This window comes from Thalassobacter sp. HA4-2 (assembly GCF_055693705.1).
On sequence record NZ_JBVFUK010000001.1, the window covers coordinates 2,198,390 to 2,218,557 of the forward strand.

Annotated in this window: 17 protein-coding genes and 4 pseudogenes; 11 read left to right on the forward strand and 10 right to left on the reverse strand. The window is 63.3% G+C overall.

All coding sequences use genetic code 11. The features are described from left to right. Positions 1 to 70: 70 nt before the first annotated feature. The 3 genes from ACZ1G0_RS10955 to ACZ1G0_RS10965 are packed head-to-tail and all read right to left on the reverse strand — an operon-like array spanning position 71 to position 2,326. Positions 71 to 1,396 (reverse strand): MATE family efflux transporter, encoded by a 1,326-nt coding sequence (locus tag ACZ1G0_RS10955; RefSeq protein ID WP_472736970.1) that lies wholly within the window; start codon positions 1,394 to 1,396, stop codon positions 71 to 73. After that, positions 1,386 to 1,895 carry a PaaI family thioesterase gene (locus ACZ1G0_RS10960; RefSeq protein WP_472736971.1) on the reverse strand — a complete coding sequence of 170 codons (510 nt, stop codon included), beginning with the start codon at positions 1,893 to 1,895 and terminating at the stop codon, positions 1,386 to 1,388. The genes ACZ1G0_RS10955 and ACZ1G0_RS10960 overlap by 11 nt, the downstream gene beginning before the upstream one ends. Next, complete coding sequence (locus ACZ1G0_RS10965) at positions 1,892 to 2,326, reverse strand: PaaI family thioesterase (protein WP_472736972.1); 435 nt, start codon at positions 2,324 to 2,326, stop codon at positions 1,892 to 1,894. The genes ACZ1G0_RS10960 and ACZ1G0_RS10965 overlap by 4 nt, the downstream gene beginning before the upstream one ends. A 91-nt stretch (positions 2,327 to 2,417) precedes the next feature. Between ACZ1G0_RS10965 and ACZ1G0_RS10970 the strand changes: the two genes are divergently transcribed. The 9 genes and pseudogenes from ACZ1G0_RS10970 to ACZ1G0_RS11010 all read left to right on the forward strand — a co-directional run bounded on the left by ACZ1G0_RS10970 (position 2,418) and on the right by ACZ1G0_RS11010 (position 10,543). Continuing rightward, positions 2,418 to 2,789, forward strand: coding sequence for a MerR family transcriptional regulator (locus ACZ1G0_RS10970; RefSeq protein ID WP_472736973.1), 372 nt, complete (start codon positions 2,418 to 2,420; stop codon positions 2,787 to 2,789). Between the two features lie 195 nt (positions 2,790 to 2,984). Further along, positions 2,985 to 3,389 carry a MerR family transcriptional regulator gene (locus ACZ1G0_RS10975; RefSeq protein ID WP_472736974.1) on the forward strand — a complete coding sequence of 135 codons (405 nt, stop codon included), beginning with the start codon at positions 2,985 to 2,987 and terminating at the stop codon, positions 3,387 to 3,389. A gap of 17 nt (positions 3,390 to 3,406) precedes the next feature. Next, positions 3,407 to 5,178 (forward strand): annotated as a pseudogene (locus ACZ1G0_RS10980) (acyl-CoA dehydrogenase C-terminal domain-containing protein). A 1-nt stretch (position 5,179) separates the two neighbouring features. Beyond that, the gene (locus ACZ1G0_RS10985; protein WP_472736975.1) at positions 5,180 to 5,401 is read left to right on the forward strand and encodes a hypothetical protein; all 222 of its coding nucleotides are present in this window, start codon (positions 5,180 to 5,182) and stop codon (positions 5,399 to 5,401) included. Positions 5,402 to 5,588: 187 nt separating this feature from the next. Then, positions 5,589 to 6,232 (forward strand): annotated as a pseudogene (locus ACZ1G0_RS10990) (glutathione S-transferase family protein). 76 nt (positions 6,233 to 6,308) lie between these two features. Then, entirely contained in the window at positions 6,309 to 6,638 is a 330-nt protein-coding gene (locus ACZ1G0_RS10995) for a hypothetical protein (protein WP_472736976.1), read from the forward strand. After that, positions 6,635 to 7,846, forward strand: a complete 1,212-nt coding sequence (locus ACZ1G0_RS11000; RefSeq protein WP_472736977.1) for an acetyl-CoA C-acetyltransferase — start codon at positions 6,635 to 6,637, stop codon at positions 7,844 to 7,846. Before ACZ1G0_RS10995 ends, ACZ1G0_RS11000 begins: the two co-directional genes overlap by 4 nt. Before the next feature lie 12 nt (positions 7,847 to 7,858). Then, positions 7,859 to 10,057, forward strand: coding sequence for a 3-hydroxyacyl-CoA dehydrogenase NAD-binding domain-containing protein (locus tag ACZ1G0_RS11005; protein ID WP_472736978.1), 2,199 nt, complete (start codon positions 7,859 to 7,861; stop codon positions 10,055 to 10,057). Between the two features lie 123 nt (positions 10,058 to 10,180). After that, positions 10,181 to 10,543 carry a hypothetical protein gene (locus ACZ1G0_RS11010; protein WP_472736979.1) on the forward strand — a complete coding sequence of 121 codons (363 nt, stop codon included), beginning with the start codon at positions 10,181 to 10,183 and terminating at the stop codon, positions 10,541 to 10,543. An 8-nt stretch (positions 10,544 to 10,551) separates the two neighbouring features. Here the strand turns inward: ACZ1G0_RS11010 and ACZ1G0_RS11015 are convergent, their stop codons facing one another. After that, positions 10,552 to 11,202 carry a sulfotransferase family protein gene (locus tag ACZ1G0_RS11015; protein ID WP_472736980.1) on the reverse strand — a complete coding sequence of 217 codons (651 nt, stop codon included), beginning with the start codon at positions 11,200 to 11,202 and terminating at the stop codon, positions 10,552 to 10,554. Further along, entirely contained in the window at positions 11,199 to 12,074 is an 876-nt protein-coding gene (locus tag ACZ1G0_RS11020; protein ID WP_472736981.1) for a DMT family transporter, read from the reverse strand. Before ACZ1G0_RS11020 ends, ACZ1G0_RS11015 begins: the two co-directional genes overlap by 4 nt. A gap of 85 nt (positions 12,075 to 12,159) precedes the next feature. On the opposite strand from ACZ1G0_RS11020, the pseudogene ACZ1G0_RS11025 reads away from it, so the two are divergent. After that, positions 12,160 to 13,778: pseudogene (locus ACZ1G0_RS11025) on the forward strand (AMP-binding protein). A 155-nt stretch (positions 13,779 to 13,933) separates the two neighbouring features. Further along, positions 13,934 to 14,950, forward strand: a complete 1,017-nt coding sequence (locus tag ACZ1G0_RS11030; protein ID WP_472736982.1) for a hypothetical protein — start codon at positions 13,934 to 13,936, stop codon at positions 14,948 to 14,950. Positions 14,951 to 14,955: 5 nt separating this feature from the next. On the opposite strand, the gene ACZ1G0_RS11035 is transcribed toward ACZ1G0_RS11030, so the two are convergent. The 5 genes and pseudogenes from ACZ1G0_RS11035 to ACZ1G0_RS11055 form a co-directional block, all read right to left on the reverse strand. Further along, positions 14,956 to 15,996: a hypothetical protein gene (locus ACZ1G0_RS11035; RefSeq protein WP_472736983.1), complete on the reverse strand. Its 1,041-nt coding sequence runs from the start codon at positions 15,994 to 15,996 to the stop codon at positions 14,956 to 14,958. A 67-nt stretch (positions 15,997 to 16,063) separates the two neighbouring features. Then, positions 16,064 to 16,696: a uracil phosphoribosyltransferase gene (gene upp, locus ACZ1G0_RS11040; protein WP_472736984.1), complete on the reverse strand. Its 633-nt coding sequence runs from the start codon at positions 16,694 to 16,696 to the stop codon at positions 16,064 to 16,066. A gap of 3 nt (positions 16,697 to 16,699) precedes the next feature. Beyond that, complete coding sequence (locus tag ACZ1G0_RS11045; RefSeq protein WP_472736985.1) at positions 16,700 to 17,677, reverse strand: adenosine deaminase; 978 nt, start codon at positions 17,675 to 17,677, stop codon at positions 16,700 to 16,702. Next, positions 17,674 to 18,866, reverse strand: a pseudogene (locus ACZ1G0_RS11050) (phosphopentomutase). The gene ACZ1G0_RS11045 and the pseudogene ACZ1G0_RS11050 overlap by 4 nt, the downstream one beginning before the upstream one ends. Next, positions 18,863 to 20,167 carry a thymidine phosphorylase gene (locus tag ACZ1G0_RS11055; protein ID WP_472736986.1) on the reverse strand — a complete coding sequence of 435 codons (1,305 nt, stop codon included), beginning with the start codon at positions 20,165 to 20,167 and terminating at the stop codon, positions 18,863 to 18,865. The pseudogene ACZ1G0_RS11050 and the gene ACZ1G0_RS11055 overlap by 4 nt, the downstream one beginning before the upstream one ends. Position 20,168: the final 1 nt, after the last annotated feature.

The following is a 20,168-nucleotide window of genomic DNA, read 5'->3' on the forward strand; positions in this document are numbered from 1 at the left end:
GGGCAAGCCTAGCGCGGGCACACGAAAAGGAAAAGCCTATGTTCGCGGTCTGTTCGCACTTGTGAACTTTTTACGCCGCAGCGCGTTCAAGGGCTGGATAGCGCGCCGCCAGTGTCACCCCGCGCGCCACGAAAAAGATCATCAGTGCCGCCCAAAGCCCGTGGTTGCCAAAGCCCGCCAATCCGTAGACCGCTGCCAGATAGACCCCAAAGGACACCAGCATCATATTGCGCATATCGCGGGTGCGCGTGGCCCCGATGAAGATCCCATCCAGCATCCACGACGCCCAGCCAAGGATCGGGGCGGCGATCATCCAAGGCAGGTACTGGGCGGCCTTGGATTGCACTTCGGGCGCTTTGGTCATCACCTCGATCAACCATGGGCCGCCAAGGGCAAAGGCCAGGGACAGGGTCACCACCGTCACCCCACCCCAGAACGCCGTCATCACCGCCGCGCGGCGCAGGGTCTTGCGGTCCCGGGCGCCAAAGGCCTTGCCCACCAGCGCCTCGGCGGAAAAGGCGAAGCCGTCCATGGCGTAGGCGGTGATATACAGAAACTGCAAAAGGATCTGGTTGGCGGCCAGTGCCACGGTCCCTTGGTCGGCGGAATAGACCAGCACGAAGGACGTGAACGCGATCTGCAACAGAACGGACCGGATCATGATGTCCGTGTTTACCAGCGCCATGGTGCGCAGGCGCGCCCGGTCGAACAGGCGTGTGGGATCCGCCCAACCGGGCAACCGGAACGCCGCGCGCGCCAGCCACAGGCCCAGGGCCAGCCCCGACCATTCCGCAATGAAGCTGGCCGTCGCCACCCCCTGCACCCCCCAGCCCAGCCCCAGCACGAACCAAAGGTTCAGCACCACGTTCAGCCCGTTCATCCACAGTTGGATCGCCAGAACGCCCCGGGTCCTTTCTTGCCCTATCAGCCAGCCCGTGACCCCGTACATGGCGATCGTGGCGGGGGCGGACCAGATGCGGATGGCCATGTAGTCGCGGGCCAACCCCTCGACCTGCGCACTTGCCGGAGAGACGGAGAAGATCGCGGCGAACAGCAGGACTTGGCCCGCGATGAATACGGCCCCTGCCCCCAGCCCGATCATCAGCGCGCGCATCAGCAGCGCGCCGACCTCGGCCCCATCATCAGCCCCCGAGGCTTGCGCCGTCAGCCCGGCGGTGCCCATGCGCAGAAATCCGAAAATCCAGTAGATCGCCGTCAGCGCGACAGACCCGGCGGCCACGGCGGCCAAGGGCGCGGGGTCCGCGATTTGCCCCACAACGGCCGTGTCTACCGCACCCAGGATCGGCACAGTTGCATTGGACAACACAATCGGCAGGGACACCGCCAGCACGCGTCTATGCGTAATGGCCCCGATGGACCGGGCGCTAGCTGTCACGCGCAGCCTCGCGCGGGGGCATCAGGAAATGCCCGGTGCCTTGGGCGAACAGTCGGTCGCGGTTGTCCTGCCAGCCTTCCACATGGACGCTGGCGTAGCGCCGGCCAGAGCGGTTGATCCGTGCGCGCGCATAGGCATCGCGCGGCAAGCCCGCGCGCAGGTAGTCCACGGTGAAGTCGATGGTCTTGGGCAGGCGCGGCAAGGTCTCGGGTGTCAGTTCGGTCAGGCGCCCGGCCTCCAGATCGTCCCAGATCATGGCCCAGGACAGGGTGATGATCGCCGTGACCTCCAGAAAGGCCGCCGTCACGCCGCCGTGGATTGCGGGCAGCAGAGGGTTTCCGATCAGCATATCGTCATAATGCAGGGTCGCAGTCAGCTCGTCCCCGCGCCGCTCGAACCCTATGCCCATGAACTGAATGTAGGGCACACCTTCGACCAAGGCCGCCAGCGCCGCATCGCGCCGTTGCTTGACGACTTGCACAGGTTCCGGGCGCTTCATCGTTTCCGCTCCACGGTGAAGGCACCATTTGCCACGGCCACGGGGCCGCCGCCCTCCTCGTCGAAGGCCTCGGCCCGGACAAAGGCCACGGACCGGGTGATATGGTGGCAATGGGCGCGGGCCGTGATCCGCTGACCCGGGGTGGCGGCGCGCATGTAGTCGATGCGCAGATCAATGGTGGCCGTGCCCGCGGGCGCATCGGGGTGAGACATCACGGCCGCCCCGCCGCTGGTGTCCATCAGGGCCGACACCGCGCCGCCGTGGATCACGCCGGTCTTGGGGTCGCCCACCAGCCGCTCATCATAGGGCATGGACAGAACCGCCCTGCCCTCGCCAATGTCGTCCATCCGCATGGACAGCGCCTTGCAGTGGGGCAGCGCCTCGATGAATTGGCGCGCCAGTTGCGCCTTTTTATCCGGGTCTAACGTCATGGCCTATCTGCGCCCAAGGTCCCCGCGCGCGCAAGGGGTGACAGCGCCCGCACCATATGAAAAGCTGTGATGGGGAACGAGGGAGAGTGAAATGACCGACAGGTTGACGTTCAAGGATATGTGCGCGCGGTTCGATGTGACCCCGCGTACCTTGCGCCACTATGAATACATTGAACTGCTGGCCCCCGAAAAAGAGGGCCGATCCCGGTTCTATGGCCCGCGCGAGATTGCGCGCATGACCCTGATTCTGCGGGGGCGCAAGTTCGGCTTTGCTCTTGAGGACATCCGCCAGTGGCTGGAGCTGTATGACGCCGACCCCGAGGGACGCACCCAGATGCAGCGCTGGATCGAACTGGCGGACGCGCAACTGGCCGAGTTGCATGAGAAACGCCGCGAGATGGACGAGGCGATATCGGACCTGCAAACCCTGCGCGATCAGGTCGCCAGCGACATGCCAAGCTGACCGATTCACGGCCCCTCTCGCAATTGAAAGCGCTTTGACTGCATTCGGAAATTGCGCGCGCTCAAGTTTACGCGAACGATCCTTACGTCAACTTTGATCTGACGCCACGTCATACTTACGTTAACGTCAAGCACACTTGTAGGCTGTAGGAACGGCCTGCACCTGTTGCCCAGCAGCACAGTGAAGGTACGTGAAATGAGTGAGAGTAAAACCGACGTGATGACGATCCGCGAAATGTGTGATGCCTTTGACGTGACAGCGCGGACCTTGCGCTTTTACGAAGCAAAGGAATTGCTGTTTCCGATCCGCGAGGGACAGAAACGCCTGTTTACCAAACGCGATCGTGCCCGGCTGAAACTGATCCTGCGCGGCAAGCGGTTCGGATTTTCCCTCGAAGACATCCGCCAACTGTTGGACCTGTACGATCTGGGCGACGGCCAGTTTACCCAATTGGCCCGCACGGTCGATATCGGGCGCGAACGGTTGGACCGGATGATTGCACAACGCGACGAGCTGACCGAGGCCATCTCGGAGCTTGAGAGCCAACTGCGGTGGGGCGAAAAGATGATCGCCTCCCTGCACCAGAAAACTGCCAGCTGACCTGAACGGAGAGCGCAATGCCCACCTACACCGCCCCCACCAAAGACATGCAATTCGTCCTGCACGAGGTCCTGAACGCCTCGGAACAAAATATCCCCGGTTACGAGGAAATGGATCCGGATTTCACCTCTGCCGTGTTGGAAGAGGCCGGGAAGCTGGCCTCCGAGGTGCTGCACCCGCTGAACGCAGTGGGCGACCGGGATGGCTGCGTTCTGGAGAACGGTGTGGTGCGCACGCCAAAAGGGTTCAAAGAGGCGTTTGACCAGATGCGCGAGGGTGGCTGGACCGCCCTGGATTGCGACCCTGAATATGGCGGCCAAGGACTGCCTTACCTGATGAACACCGCCGTAGGTGAAATCATGTCGGCGTCGAACATGGCATTCAATATGTATCCTGGCCTGACCCACGGGGCCTATTCCGCGATCCACGCCCATGGCACCGACCAGCAGAAACAGACCTATCTGCCGAAGATGGTCACCTGCGACTGGACCGGCACCATGAACCTGACCGAACCGCACTGCGGCACCGATCTGGGACTGATGCGCACCAAGGCCGAGCCACAGGACGACGGCAGCTACCGGATCACCGGGCAAAAGATCTTCATCTCGGCTGGTGAACACGACATGTCCGACAACATCATCCACCTTGTGCTGGGCAAGATCGTCGGCGGCCCCGAGGGGATCAAGGGCGTGTCGCTGTTCATCGTGCCCAAGTTCCTTGTGAACGAAGACGGCAGCCTTGGCGCACGTAACGACCTGTCCGTGGGCAAGATCGAAGAGAAGATGGGCATCCACGGCAACTCCACTTGCGTGATGAACTATGACGGGGCCACCGGCTATCTGCTGGGCGAGGAACACAAGGGCATGCGCGCCATGTTCACCATGATGAACGAGGCGCGGATCGGTGTGGGCCTGCAAGGCTATGCCCAAGGCGAGATCGCCTACCAGAACGCGCTGGCCTATGCCATCGACCGGCTGCAGGGCCGCGACGTGACCGGCGTGAAAAACCTGATGGGCCTGCCGATCCCCTGATCGTGCACCCTGACATCCGCCGCAACCTGATGGACCAGAAATCCTTTGTCGAAGGGGCGCGCGCCTTTGCCTTCTGGGGGGCCAACCTGATCGACCGCGCCCACCGCAATAGCGACAAGGAGGCAGACGGCCTGATCTCGCTGATGACCCCGGTGATCAAGGGGTTCCTGACCGACAAGGGCTACGAGATGACCATCCAAGCCCAACAGGTCTATGGCGGACACGGCTATATCGAGGAATGGGGCATGTCCCAATTTGCCCGCGACGCCCGCATCGCCATGATCTACGAAGGGGCCAATGGCGTGCAGGCGTTGGACCTTGTGGGCCGCAAGCTGGCGCAAGACGGCGGCAAACATGTCATGGCCTTCTTCGAGATGATCAAGACCTTCTGCAAGGATCACGGCGACGCGGATATGGCCCTCTACATCGACCCGCTGAAGGCTGCGTCCAAGGATCTGCAAGCGGCGTCCATGTATTTCATGCAGAACGGGATGAAGAACCCCAATCACGCGCTGGCCGGGTCTTACGACTTCATGCACATGATGGGGCACGTCTGCCTCGGCTTGATGTGGGCCAAGATGGCGAAGGCGGCCCTTGTGGCGCTGGACAGCGGCACAACGGATGCGGAGTTCTACGAGACCAAGTTGAACACCGCCCGCTACTACGCCGCCCGTCACTTGCCCGCCACCGCCCTCCACCTGTCGCGCATCCAGTCGGGGGCGGACACGATCATGACCCCCAAGGCCGCCAACTTCTAGGATGGCCCCGCGTGTTCAACTGACCCGCCGCTTTCCTGCGGCCATGACCGACAAGGGCTACCGTCGGCTGCGCCGCTTTGCGGAAGAGGCGGGGTTGTCCGAAGGCGAGGCGTTAAGTTTCGTCTTCGAAAACCTCGACGGTCTGTTGAACGAAGACACCCTGCCCCACCGCCTGCGCGCCTTTCAGGGCTTGCTGGCGGCGGGTCGAAAGCACGAGGGTTAGGGGGCGTGCGGTGCAAGCGCACCCCAAGGCCAACCGGTAAGTGGGGTTACCGTCGCCCTTGGGGTGGCTTCTCCATGTGCGGTCCGGATGCTCCCACCCAGCCCACAACCCAAGATTGACCTGCCCGGGGTTAACGAATGGTAAACGAAACAGGGAAAACGCGCGATAAAAGCGCCACGAGGTCGAAATGTTGAAACTTTATTGCTTCGGTGAAAGCGGAAATGCCTACAAGGCCGCGCTGTCCTTGGAACTCTCAGGGCTGGAATGGCAGGCCGTGCCCGTGGACTTTTTCGGCGGCGAAACAAGGTCCGAGGCGTTCCGCGCGATCAATCCCATGGGCGAGGCCCCTGTGCTTGTGGACACGGACCACGACTACACCGTGACCCAGTCGGGCGCGATCCAGGACTATGTGGTGCATCTGTCCGGCAAGCTGGGCGGTGCCACCCCGAAGCGCGTCGAGAGGTCCTGCGTTGGATTCTCTGGGACAATCATAAGTTGTCCTCTCAAGCGGGTATGACGCGCTTTTTGATGAACTTCCTGCCCGAGGACAAACGCCCCGCAGAGGTCATCGCCTTCATGCAGGGCCGCCTGAAATCTGCCTATGCCACCCTGAACAACCATTTGGACGGACGTGATTGGATGGTGGGCGACAGCCTGACCATCGCGGACACCGCCTGTTGCGGCTACCTTTTCTACCCCGAACCTTTCGGCTTTGTCCGCACCGACTGGCCCCACATCGACGCATGGCTGACCCGGATCGAAGAGACCCCGGGCTGGCAACACCCCTATGACCTGATGCCAGCGCCGACGTTGGGTGGGGTTCAAGGCTGATGGCCAGAACCTGCGTGCATAGGAACCAAGGAAGGGCCATGGTTCAATTGGGCATGGCAGCAAAAAGGAGATGGCCATGTCACTAGGATACCTTCAAGAAAACGCCGCTCGTGCTCAGCACGCGTTGACCCTTGGGTATGACGCGTTGCCGGCGCGCCTTTGCGAAGCCCTGACACACTTCCCAAGTGCAATTCATAGCAGTGCATATGTCGGGTTGAGCGGGACCGATTTGGGGTTGGAAATCGACAGATTAAGACACCGCGTGACCCCTGAACCGGGTCAGAATTATGAAGACCTGATTGGGTCTATGCAGCTTTCGGATGCGGAACAAATTGCAACCGATCTCGACTGCATTGCCGAACGTGTCAGAGCGCTGAAAACTTCACAGAACGGAAACCAACCATGACCGACGCCTATATCTACGACGCCATCCGCACCCCGCGCGGTAAGGGCCGCAAGGACGGATCCTTGCACGAGGTCACCGCCGCGCGCCTGTCATCCGGCGTGCTGAACGCCCTGAAATCCCGCAATGGCCTCGAGGGCCACGCGGTAGAAGATGTGATCTGGGGCAACGCCACCCAAGTCATGGAACAGGGCGGCTGTCTGGCCCGCACGGCGGTGCTGGCCTCGGACCTTGATGAACGCATCCCGGGTCTGTCGATCAACCGTTTCTGTGCATCGGGCATGGAGTCCGTGAATCTGGCCGCTAACCAAGTGAAGGGCGGCGCAGGCCACGCCTACATCGCGGGGGGCGTCGAAATGATGTCCCGCGTGGCCATGGGCAGCGACGGGGCGGCCATCGCGGTCGACCCCTCCATCGCCATGGACCAGTATTTCGTCCCCCAAGGGATCAGCGCCGACATCATCGCCACGGAGTACGGCTTCAGCCGCGACGACGCCGATGCGCTGGCCGTCGAATCCCAACGTCGCGCGGCGGCCGCATGGGCCGACAACCGGTTCGACAAATCCATCGTGCCTGTGACGGACATCAACGGTCTGACCATTCTGGACCGCGACGAATACATCCGCCCCGGCACCGGCATGGACGACCTGGCCAAACTTAACCCCGCGTTCCAAGCCATGGGCGAGGTCATGCCCGGCTTCGACAAGGTCGCGCTGATGAAGTACCCGCACTTGGAACGGATCAACCACATCCACCACGCGGGCAACTCCAGCGGGATCGTGGACGGGTCTGCAGGCGTGTTGATCGGCTCCAAAGAGTTCGGTGAACAATTCGGCCTGACGCCCCGCGCCCGCATCAAGGCCACCGCCAAGATCGGTCTGGACCCCACCATCATGCTGACCGGCCCCGTGCCCGTGACCGAGCACATCCTGAAATCCAGCGGCATGGCCATCAGCGACATCGACCTGTTCGAGGTGAACGAGGCCTTTGCCTCGGTCGTGCTTCGGTTCCAGCAGGCCTTCGACGTGGACCCCGCATTGGTCAACGTCAACGGCGGCTCCATCGCTATGGGCCACCCCTTGGGGGCCACGGGGGCCATCATCATCGGCACACTGCTGGACGAGATGGAGCGCAGTGACCGCGAGACCGGCCTTGCCACCCTTTGCGTGGCCTCCGGCATGGGTGCCGCCACGATTCTTGAACGCGTATAACGGAGATTTCCAATGACTGACTTTACACTCTCCACCGACGCGGACGGCATCGCCACGATCACTTGGGACGTGCCAGGCAAATCGATGAACGTCCTCTCTCTTGAAGGCTGGGACGAGCTGGACGCCTGCATCGATCAGGTGCTGTCCGACGACACCATCAAGGGCGCTGTAATAACGTCCGGCAAACCGGGGTCCTTTGCAGGCGGCATGGACCTGAACGTCATCGCCAAGATGAAAGAGGCTGCGGGCGACGACCCCGCCCAAGGCCTGATGGACGGGCTGATGCGGTCCCACGGTATCCTGCGCAAGATCGAACGCGCGGGCCAGGATCCAAAGACGCTGAAGGGTGGCAAGCCCATCGCCTGTGCCCTGCCCGGCACGGCCCTTGGCATCGGGCTGGAAATCCCGCTGGCCTGTCACCGGACGTTCTGCGCCGACAATCCAAAGGCCAAGATTGGCCTGCCCGAAATCATGGTCGGCATCTTTCCGGGTATGGGCGGCACCACGCGGCTGGTGCGCAAGATGGGGGCCATGGCCGCATCGCCCTTCCTGTTGGAAGGCAAGCTGTCGGACCCCAAAAAGGCCAAGGCCGCAGGCCTGATCGACGAGGTGGTGGACGACCCGCTGGCCTCCGCCAAGGAATGGGTCAAGACCGCCACGGACGCCGACATCACCAAACCCTGGGACGCCAAGGGCTACAAGATGCCCGGCGGCGCGCCCTACCATCCGGCAGGCTTCATGACCTTTGTGGGCGCATCGGCCATGGTCAACGGCAAGACCCAAGGTGTCTATCCTGCGGCAAAGGCCCTGCTGTCGGCGGTCTACGAAGGGGCGCTGGTGCCCTTTGACACCGCCCTGCAGATCGAGGCGCGGTGGTTCACCAATGTGCTGCTGAACCCCAGCTCCGGCAACATGATCCGCAGCCTGTTCATCAACAAGGAAGCGCTGGAAAAAGGTGCCGTGCGTCCCGACGTGCCCGATCAATCCGTCAAGAAGGTCGGCGTTTTGGGCGCGGGCATGATGGGGGCTGGCATCGCGCTGGTGTCGGCCATGGCCGGCATCGAGGTCGTGCTGATCGACGCGGCTCAAGAGGCCGCAGACAAGGGCAAAGCCTACACCGAGGCCTATCTGGACAAGGGCATCGCGCGCAAGAAGATCGACGCCGCCAAGAAAGACAAGGTCCTGGGCGCCATCACCGCCACCACGGACTACGCGGCCCTTGCAGGCGTTGATCTGATCGTCGAGGCCGTGTTCGAGGACCCTGCCGTCAAGGCCGAAGTGACCCAAAAGGCCGAGGCCGCCGCGGGCCCGGACGCGATCTTTGCCACCAACACTTCGACCCTGCCTATCGGCGAGCTGGCCAAGGCATCGGGCAACGCGGAACAATTCATCGGCATCCACTTCTTCAGCCCGGTGGAAAAAATGATGCTGGTGGAGATCATTCGCGGCGCAGACACCGGCGACCGGGCCGTGGCCAAGGCGCTCGACTTCGTGCGCCAAATCCGCAAGACCCCCATCGTGGTGAACGACGCGCGGTTCTTCTACGCCAACCGCTGCATCATCCCCTACATCAACGAAGGCATCCGCATGGTGGCCGAGGGGGTGGAACCCGCGCTGGTGGAAAACGCAGCCAAGCTGCTGGGCATGCCCTTGGGGCCGCTGCAATTGGTGGACGAGACATCCATCGACCTGGGCGTAAAGATCGCCAAGGCCACCCGCGCCGCCATGGGTGACGCCTACCCCGATGGGGCGGTGGACGATGTGATCTTCTGGATGGCGGACGAGGGACGCTTGGGCCGCAAGTCGAACGCCGGCTTCTACGACTACGACGCCAAGGGCAAACGTGGGTTGCTGTGGTCCGGTCTGGCCGACAAGTTCCCAGTGGCCAAGGATCAGCCCGACCTGCACACGGTGCAAAACCGTCTGCTGTTCGCCCAAGTCCTAGAGGCCGTGCGCGCCCTGGAAGAAGGCGTCTTGATGGATATCCGCGAGGGTGACGTGGGCGCGATCCTGGGCTGGGGTTTTGCGCCGTGGTCCGGTGGCCCACTGTCGTGGCTGGACATGGTCGGCACCCCTTGGGCCGCCGAAACCTGCGAAGACTTGGCCGCCACATACGGCGATCGTTTCACCGTGCCCGCCCTGCTGCGCGAGATGGCGGACCGGAACCAGACCTTCTACGGTCGGTTCGGCAAAACACCCAAGGCGGCCTAGATCTAGTAGGCAGCCTATTGGTTAGCACCTTATCGGGGGTCGCAGTGTGTTGCCGCCCCTTTTCTTTGCGAATCAGCGGGTTATGGGCCTATCTTCGCTCACCTGTTGAAAAAGGCTGCCGCCATGAAGACCCTGATAACTGCCGCCGTTCTTGCGGCAATCGCCCTGCCTGTGCAGGCGCTCGATTTCACCCGCATCCAATCCGAACGCGCCTTTCGCGACTTTGTCGTGGGCTATGTCCTGGTGGATGAGTTTGGCGGCCGGGTGGAGCTTGGGCCCAACGGATCGCTCACCGGACAGCTGGACCGCAACACCCTGCGCGGCGGGTGGGTCTGGCGCGATGGGCAGCTGTGCCGCCGCCTGATCATTGGCCCTGTAGACCAAGGAACCGAGTGCCAAACCGTGTTCATCCGCGCCAACCAGCTGGTGATACAGCGCCCGAACTATGGGCAAAATCTGAACTACACGATCTACGCCAAACGGTAGGGTGGGATTTATCCCACCGCCCCGCCCGGGGATGCGTCGTCAAACCCATAACCAAACTGGGCGATGTCCTGCGCGCAGACCTCAGCCACACGCGCCCGGGTACGTTCGTCATAATACCCGCGCCAGTCCCGCAATCGGTCGCTGACGTTGGCGCGCACCAGTGGCAGGGCGAAACCAAGATGCGCCTCGACCGGGGCTATATCGGCAGCGTAGTGCTCCAACCGCACGAACACCGGGGCCTCTGCACCCGTCACATAGCTGGCATAGGGGTTCAGACGCAGCGCCCTTCCGATCAACGGGTCCATCACGAAATCCGGGAAAGACAGCGCCTTGGCGCGGCCCACCGCCGGGTGGTCAAACCCCTGTCCGCGCAGCCAATGGTAATAGCTGACCACGCGGTCCCACGGGTTGCGCACCAACGTAAACACCAACGCGCCCGGCGGCACCAAGGGGGCCACATCGGCCAAGGTGCTGTGCTTCCACAATCGTCCCGGCACCTCCAGCCCGCGTAGACGCCCCTTGCGCCGCTGCGCCTTGGGCGTGTCCCCGATCAGGATGTCATCCGCCTTGGCCCGCGCCTCCAGCGCCAATGCCATGGCCGTACCCCCGGTCTTTGGGATATGCACAAAGACAAAACCCCGGCCGCGCGAGATAATCATGCCCGACTGCGCAGGGCGATGATCGACCCCGCCGCCCCGATCAGCAGTAAACCGAAATAGCCCCACAGGCCCAGCACCTGCCCCCAGACCAGCCAGCCAAACAGAGCCGAGAAGGCAAGAACCGAATACTCAAACACGCTGGCATAGGAAGCCTCGGCCAGTTGATAGCCGCGCGTGAGCAACACCACCGCCACCAGCGACCCCGCCGCCTGCACAAAGGTCCAGAACCACACGTCCCACACAGGCCACACAAACCCGCGCGTCAGGAAATCGTCGCCGCCCCCCATGACGACCCCGCCCACCATCCCCCAAAGGGCCATGGCGGTGAACACCCCCAGCGACAACTCCAATGCGCCCTCGGACCCGCACCACTCCCGCGTGGCGATGGCCGCCACGGCATAGAACGCCCCGGCCAGCACGGGCGCGAAGACCAGCACCGACAGGTCGCTGGGATCCGGCGACAGCACCAGCAGGATGCCCACAAACCCCAGACCCACCGCAGCAATGCGCCACACCCCGATGGCCAAGCCAAAAAAAGCCACCGAAAAGATCAAAATCCAGATCGGTGCCGTGAAAAGCCCGGCTGCCACCTGCGCAACGGGCAAAAAGCCCAAGGCCCCAAAGTAAATGATCATCGCCGTGGACATGATCGCGGACCTTCCTGCCAGCCCGGACCAACTGACCACCGCCAGCCGCCGCCCAGACACCATCAAAAACACCGCCACCAGCCCCCAGATCATCGCGGTGCGCAACACGTGGAACGTCCACAAAGACGAGGTCTCGGCAATCACCTGCACGTATTGGTCGATATATCCGATCACGGCCATGGCCATCAGGATCACGCCCGCGCTGGCAAGGGGTCTGTTGTCCATCGTGTCTTTCCATTTCCGTCGGGGGGGATATAACGCGTTAACCCCTGCCATAATGTCGCAGCGGGCCGCAAGCAGGGAGAGTATCATGGGCTGGATGCAAGACGAGACGGGCTTGGACAAATGTGGCGCCAACCATGTGCCCCTGACGCCCCTGTCCCATCTGGCCCGCGCCGCCCAGGTCTGGCCCCACCGTGAGGCGTTGGTCTACGGCCCCACCCGCTTGACCTACGCAGACTACCACGACCGCGTGTCACAACTGGCCAGCGCCCTGACCGCCCGCGGCATCCGCCCCGGAGACGTGGTCGCCACCCTGTTGCCCAACATCCCCGCCATGGCCGAGGCGCACTTTGGCGTACCCGCCAGCGGCGCGGTGCTGAACACCATCAACACGCGGCTGGATGAGGGCACGGTAGCCTACATCTTCGACCACGGTGGTGCGAAAATCGTGCTGGTCGACAGTGCCCTGATCCCCTTGGCCGAGGCCGCCTGCGCCACGCTCGACACCGCGCCCCAAATCATCGAGGTGCCCGATGACCACGCAGGCCATCCGGCCACAGGTCGCCATCCGACCTATGAGGCTCTGCTGGCCTCTGGCGATGCGCAGGCCCCATGGCACATGCCAACAGACGAATGGGAGAGCCTTGCGCTCAACTATACCTCCGGCACCACGGGGCGCCCCAAGGGCGTGGTCTACCACCACCGGGGCGCGTACCTGATGACCATGGGCACCGTGATCTCATGGCGCATGACCCTGCACCCGAGATTCCTGACCATCGTGCCCCTGTTCCATTGCAACGGCTGGTGCCACACGTGGATGATGCCCTTACTGGGGGGTACAGTCTTTTGCTGCCGCGATATCACTGCCAAGGCAATCTATGACGCCATTGCCGACGAAGGCGTTACAAACTTCGGCGGGGCGCCCATCGTCCTGAACATGCTGGTCAACGCAACGGACGCCGACCGCAAACCCTTTGACCACACGGTTGAGGTGTTCACTGCAGGCGCACCCCCGCCGCTGCCACACTCGCGGCTATCGAGAAACTGGGCTTTCATGTCACCCAAGTCTACGGGCTGACCGAAACCTACGGCCATGTCACCGAATGTGTCTGGCAGGGCGATCAGTGGGACGACCTACCCCAATCCGAACGCGCCGCCATCAAGGCCCGCCAAGGGGTCGCCTTCCCGATGATGGAAGGGATCGCCGTGGCAGGCGAGGACGGCACGCCCGTGCCCCGTGACGCGACCACCCAAGGTGAGATCCTGATCCGGGGCAATTCGGTGATGAAAGGCTACTATAAAAACCCCGAAGCTACGGCCGAGGCCTTTGCCGGGGGCTGGTTCCATTCCGGTGACATCGCCGTGCAACACGCCGACGGCTATGTGCAGATCGCGGATCGGGCCAAGGACATCATCATCTCGGGCGGTGAGAACATCTCCAGCGTTGAGGTGGAGGGCGTGCTGATGCACCACCCCGCCGTGTCGCTCTGCGCCGTGGTGGCCAAGCCGGATGCCAAATGGGGCGAGGTGCCTGCAGCCTTTGTGGAGCTGAAAGAGGGGGCCGAGGTGACAGAGGCCGACCTGATCGCCTTCGCCCGCGAAACTCTGGCCGGGTTCAAGGCGCCCAAGTCCGTGACCTTCTGCGAATTGCCCAAAACCTCCACCGGTAAGATCCAGAAGTTCGAGCTGCGTCAACGCTTCAAATAATCGGCTCTCGCCCCCCGTTGCCGACGTTAACCTTAACGCGCCACCGCCTGGGTTTCATTGGGTCAAAAATACCCCACACTACCCTCTCCACCGCCACGCTTGTCCGGTGTTATGCGAAATGCTACTCTCAGGTTAACAACAAGAGGGCCCGGGCAGTGACGGCACTCAAAGGCATCGCAAAGATCGAAACCACGGGCCTTTGGCGCGCCGAAGAGGATGCGCAACGGATCGAGGCATTCGTCGCCATCGGTGACAATTCCATCGTTATCTCGGATATCACCGGACAGGCCCTGTCTCATTGGTCCCTGCCCGCCGTGCGCCGTTTGAACGGGACCGAAACGCCCGCGATTTTTGCGCCCGGGCGCACTGCGACGGAGCAGCTTGAAATCGACGATCCAACCATGATCGAAGCGTTGGATCAGATCCTTGACGCGGTCGAACGCGCGCGGCCCCATCCGGGTCGACTGCGTTGGGCGACCCTTGGTGTTGTCACGCTCACCATAGGTTTTCTTGGGGTTTTTTGGTTCCCCAATGCCTTGCGCGACCATACATTGCGGGTGATCCCGGACGCCAAGCGCACGCTGATCGGACGGTCCATGCTGGACGAGCTGACGCGGCTGACCGGGCCTGCGTGCCAGTCCTCCCGCTCTGCCCAGGTGCTTGACACCCTGACCAAGCGCATTCTGCCCAACACCGGCTCCGACCTCGTGGTGCTGCGCAATCCACCGCAGTTGGCCATGCATCTGCCGGGCAATGTGATCGTGTTGTCGGATGTCTTGGTCGAGGGGTTCGACACCCCCGAGGTTATAGCAGGTTATGCCCTGACCGAATTTCTGCGCGCGCAATTCAGCGATCCCCTGCGGGACTATCTGGACAGCGCTGGCTTTATCGAGACCTTTCGCCTGCTCACCACGGGCGAGGTCAACCAAACCACGCTGCGGCGGCATGTGGAACAGATGATCCTCGCGGAGCGCCCTGTTCTAAATCAAGAAATGCTTTTGGAATGGTTCGGACAAGTGCAGCTGAGTTCGGCCCCCTACGCATGGGCCGTGGACCCTATGGGCAGCAGCACCCTGACCTTGATCGAGGCTGACCCCTTTGCCAATCAAGCCAGCCCTCCCGTCCTGACAGACGCCGAATGGCTGACCCTGCAAAACATCTGTCAGGCCTAAGTGCCTTAGCGGACCAGCTGGAATGGTACCGTTGTCGTCCATAGCTGTTGGTTGCCCGCAACCCCATTGCGCGACAGCCCGCGCAGAGGATTGCCTCGGCCGTCCGTCCATGCCTGACGATAGCCCTGAGGAGCCACGGTCACACCGCTGGTGCGTGCGTCAAACCGCGTGGCGGTCCCATCAAAGGGTTGCTCTGCCTGTGGGCCGCACCGTCCATCGCCGCTGAGATAACGGTTGGACAGGGCGCTGGCCCCTTGGCAATTTGTGGCCGTTCCTGCACCGTGGTCCCCACGGCGCAACAGCCGTTGTGTCCGCGTCACCGGTTGAGCGGCTACGGGGCGGGCGTTCGGGTTCACAACCGTAACGACGCCGCCCGGTGTCCGGTCGACTACAGTGTTCGTGATCGTTCTGGTCTGCGAAGGGCCAATCGAAACGGTTGAGGTGCGGACACCCACCGGTTGGACCGCCCGTCCCGGGCGCCCGCCACAGCCATCGATGTAGCGCGCAGACAGGGCTGACGCGCCACAGCCAACCGTACCGCGCTGTCCGGAAAAGGTGGAAGGTTGCGTCTGGATAACAGGGGTCGGCACCACGGCCCGAGGTCGTACCGTCACGGGCGTCCGTGTCGCGCGGGGCACGATCACCGGGGCGGGCGCTACTGTCCGGCGCGGCGCGGCCGCCACTGGAGTTGTGCGGGCCGGTTGCACCACAGTCACCGGTCCAGCAGGGGTCGCCGTGCTGGGTGCAGAGGCGGCTGTGCGGGTGCCACTGCTGGCGCTGCCCACTCTGGTCGGGGCGTAGCCGCACAACAACTTGCGATCACGGCTGACCCGCGGCACCCAGTTTACGTTGCCGCCCACGCCTGCGCGTAGAAAAACACAACCGTTGCTGTCCACATATTGCCGCCCCGAGAACGAGGCCGGAGGGGTTTCGGCAGGTCTTGCGTTGTTTGCAAGGCTGCGCGATTGCGCCTCCACCGGAGCTGTCATGACAGCGCCCAACGCCAGCGCCGCTATTCCTGTCCATAGTGTCTGCCGAAATGCCATACGAGGTCCCCTTGCCATTACGGGCACCATAGCCCCTGCCACTGCGAGGCGTAAAGTCACAAACGGCTTATTTTGTACCGAACATGCGGTCACCCGCATCCCCTAGCCCGGGAACAATATATCCATGGTCGTTCAGCCGTTCGTCTACTGCAGCGGTGACAATAGGCACATCTGGATGGGCTTTTTGCATGGTCGCAATGCCCTCTGGTGAGGCGAGCAGACACAGAAACTGTAGGTTCGTCGCCCCCGCCTGTTTCAACAAGTCTATCGCCGCGACAGAGCTGTTGCCCGTGGCCAGCATCGGATCAACCGCGATCACTAGCCGATCCGACAGGTCTTGGGGCGCTTTGAAATAGTACTGCACGGGCTGTAAGGTCTCTTCGTCACGGTACAGGCCCACAAAGCCCACGCGCGCCGAGGGGATCAGTTCCAGCACCCCGTCCAGCAAGCCATTGCCCGCGCGCAGGATCGACACCAGCGCCAGCTTTTTGCCGGCAAGAACGGGCGCATCCATGGGTTGCATGGGCGTGTCGATCCGCTTGGTGGTTGTGGGCAGATCCCGAGTGATCTCGTAGGCGAGCAGTTGACTGATCTCGCGCAGCAATTGGCGAAACACCGCCGTCGAGGTGTTTACGTCCCGCATCAGGGTCAGCTTGTGCTGGACCAAGGGATGATTCACCACAGTCAAATGGTCGGTCATGGATTACCTTTCGATCTGCGCGATGAGGGCATCGCGGGTTGTCTGGTCGCAAAACGCGGCCCGGGCTGCGGTCAGGGTCACGGCGCGCAGCCCCTCCTGCCCCCAGCCGAAAGTGTGGTCAAGCGCTAGGTATTCGTCGGTCATGGTCGTGTGAAAGAAGGGCGGATCGTCCGTGGACACGGTCACCTTCACACCAGCGGCACGCAACCGTTCAATAGGGTGGCTGGCAAGGGCGGGATAGACACCCAGCACGACGTTAGACCCCGGGCAAACCTCCAGCACGATGTCGCGGGCGATCAGGTCCGCGATCAGGGCCGGGTCCTCTATGGCGCGCACCCCATGGCCGATCCGTTCCACGCCAAGGTCATGGACCGCATCGCGCACGGACTGCGGTCCGCCCCATTCCCCGGCGTGGGCCGTCAAGCGCAGCCCGGCCTCTCGCGCGCAGTCAAAGGACCATGCGAAGTCACGCGGAGCGCCCGCCGTCTCATCCCCCGCAATGCCAAATCCGGCAATGAAGTCCCCGGCCGTTTCCGCCGCGCAAAGGGCGGTCTCGCGGGCCTTTTCCGGGCCTAAGTGGCGGATACAGGTAACGATCCCACGCATCTCGATTCCGCTGTCCGCCTTGGCCTCGGTCGCGGCTTGGGCAATGGCGGCAAGGTATTCACGCCATGCCGGTACATCCCGCCCACCACAGAAATCGGGGCTGAGGAAGGCCTCGGTGTAGATCACCCCTTGGGCGGCGCTTTCCTCTAGAACTGCACGGGTCAGGCGGTAAAAATCTTGCGGCGTTTGCAGGACTTCTGTAGCGGCCTCGTATACCTTCAGGAACTGCCAGAAGTCCTTGAAGACATAGCCCCCCTGCGCATCAAAAATGCCCGACAGGTCCACGTATTTCTCGGCCGCCAGCCCCCGGATAAACGCGGGCGGGGCCGCGCCCTCAAGGTGCAAATGCAGCTCGACCTTGGGCATGTCGATCATAGAAAGCTCCTTCCCGGGCCCGTGCTGGGCACCCCGAGGTGTGCGGCGATGCTGGTGGCCACGTCCGCAAAGGCTACCGCGCCAATCTGGGCCCGGGTGCCATGGGCCAGCACCGGCACGCGTTCGCGCGTGTGGTCCTTGCCCCGCCACGTAGGATCATTGCCATGGTCGGCGGTCAGGATCAGAAGGTCGCCCGCGCCCAAGTGCGCGGTCACAGATGGCAGCGCCGCATCGAACCATTCCAGGTGCCGGGCATAGCCCGACACATCGCGGCGGTGGCCATAGGCGCTGTCAAATTCCACGAAGTTGGCAAAGGTGAGAGAGCCGTCAGGCGCATCGCGCGCGGCGTCCAAAAGGTGGCCCATCAGGGTCGCGTCGCTGCCCTTGGTGACACTGTCGATCCCGCGACTCGAGAAGATATCCCCAATCTTGCCTATGGCCTGCACGCGCCCCCCGCATCATGGACCCAATCGCATAAGGTGGGACCGGGCGGCATGATGGCAAAGTCCTTGCGGTTGGTGCTGCGGGTAAAGCTCTGCGCCTCGCACCCTACAAAGGGGCGTGCGATCACGCGACCCACTTTCATGGCGTGCAAGGTCGGCGCGAGATCGGCGCAGAGTTTTAGCAGTCGGTCTAGGCCGAACACCTCTTCATGGGCGGCGATCTGGAACACGCTGTCCACGGAGGTATAGCAGATCGGCCAGCCACTGCGCATATGCTCCGCGCCCAGCCGGTCGATGATCTCGGTGCCCGAGGCGTGGCAATTGCCCAGCACCCCGTTTGTCCCCGCGAGCGCCATGACCTGATCGAGGATATCCTGGGGAAATGAACTCTCCGGTTGCGTGAAATACGTCCAAGGCCACGGCACCGGCAGGCCCGCCAGCTCCCAATGGCCCGAGGGGGTGTCTTTGCCAACGGAGACCTCCGTCGCGCTGCCCCATGCGGCGTCCCGGGCCGGTGCGGGCAGGTCTGTCACAAGGCCGGAGGCTTGTGTGATGGCCGCCCCCATGCCCATCGCCGCCATGTGGGGCACGTGTAAGGGGCCGCTGCGCCCCTCCTCCGCCTGACCCGCCGCACAGGCCTGTGCGATATGGCCAAGGGTGTTTGCACCTGCGTCCCCGAAATCCGCGGCATCCGGTGCACCGCCACAGCCTGCGCTGTCCAAAACGATCAAAAAGGCGCGGGTCATGCGAGGCGGTCCTGTATCAAGGCGGGGGGCGTCACCGGGTTGGGCGAGAAGTCATAGGCGGCATAGACCGCCTCGGCGGCGCGGGTCGCCTCGTCCTCGTTGCGGGCATGGATATAAGCCAGCACCGTGTCCGTTGTCACAGACTGGCCCAGTTCGGCAAGACCGGTCAGGCCCACGCCCGGGTGGATCTTGTCACCAGCCGCGCGTCTGCCGCCGCCCAGATCGACCACAGCCTCGCCCAAGGCGCGGGTGTCGATCCGCGCCACGACACCGGGTTCCACAGGGCGCAGTTCCAGCATCACGGGGGCCGAGGGTAGACGGTCGCGCCAGCGTTCGGGAAAATCCGTCGGTCCACCCTGGGCCGCGACCATGCGGCCGAACACCTCTGCGGCGCGGCCATCGGACAGGGCGCCTGCAATCCGGTCCGCGCCATCCTCCGCATCGTCGGCCATGCCCCCCAAGGCCAGCGCCTCGCCGCCCAAGGCCGTCACAAGGGCATGTAACCGGGGGCCGGCCCCGTTGGTCAGCAGGCGCATGACCTCGATCACCTCGACCGCGTTGCCAGCGGCGGGCACGGCGGGTTGGGACATGTCGGTGATCAGCGCAGTGGTCATGCAGCCAGCCCCTTGGGCCGTCTCGACCAAGGCGGCGGCCAATCCACGCGCGGCCACCGGATCTTCCATAAACGCGCCGGAGCCTGTTTTGACGTCCAGCACCAAACCCTCCAACCCCTCGGCCAGTTTTTTGGACAGGATGGAGGCGACGATCAGGTCAAGGCTTTCCACCGTGCCGGTCACGTCACGCACAGCGTAAAGGCGCGCATCGGCCGGCGCGATTTGTGCGTTGGCGCCGACGATGGCGCAGCCGACCTCTAGGACTTGGCGTTGCAGGCGTTCGGTGGACATCTGGGTCGTCAGACCCGGGATCGCCTCCAACTTGTCCAGCGTCCCGCCCGTGTGGCCCAGCCCGCGGCCAGAGACCATGGGCACGAAGGCCCCGCAGGCCACAAGCGCCGGGGCAAGGGCCAGGCTGATCGGGTCGCCCACCCCGCCGGTGGAGTGTTTGTCCAGCACGGGCCCGGGTAGGTTCCAGTCCAGTGTTGCGCCGCTTTCGGTCATCGCGCGGGTCAGGTGTACCCTGCCCTTTGGCCCCATCCCGCGCGCGCAGACGCCCATGGCAAAGGCCCCCGCTTGGGCGTCGGACACTGTGCCATCGGCCAGTGCATTGGCGAACCAAAAGACCTCCGCCTCGTAAAGCGGTTCATCCTGGCGCAGTTTTGAAAGGATGTGCGCGGCGTCCATG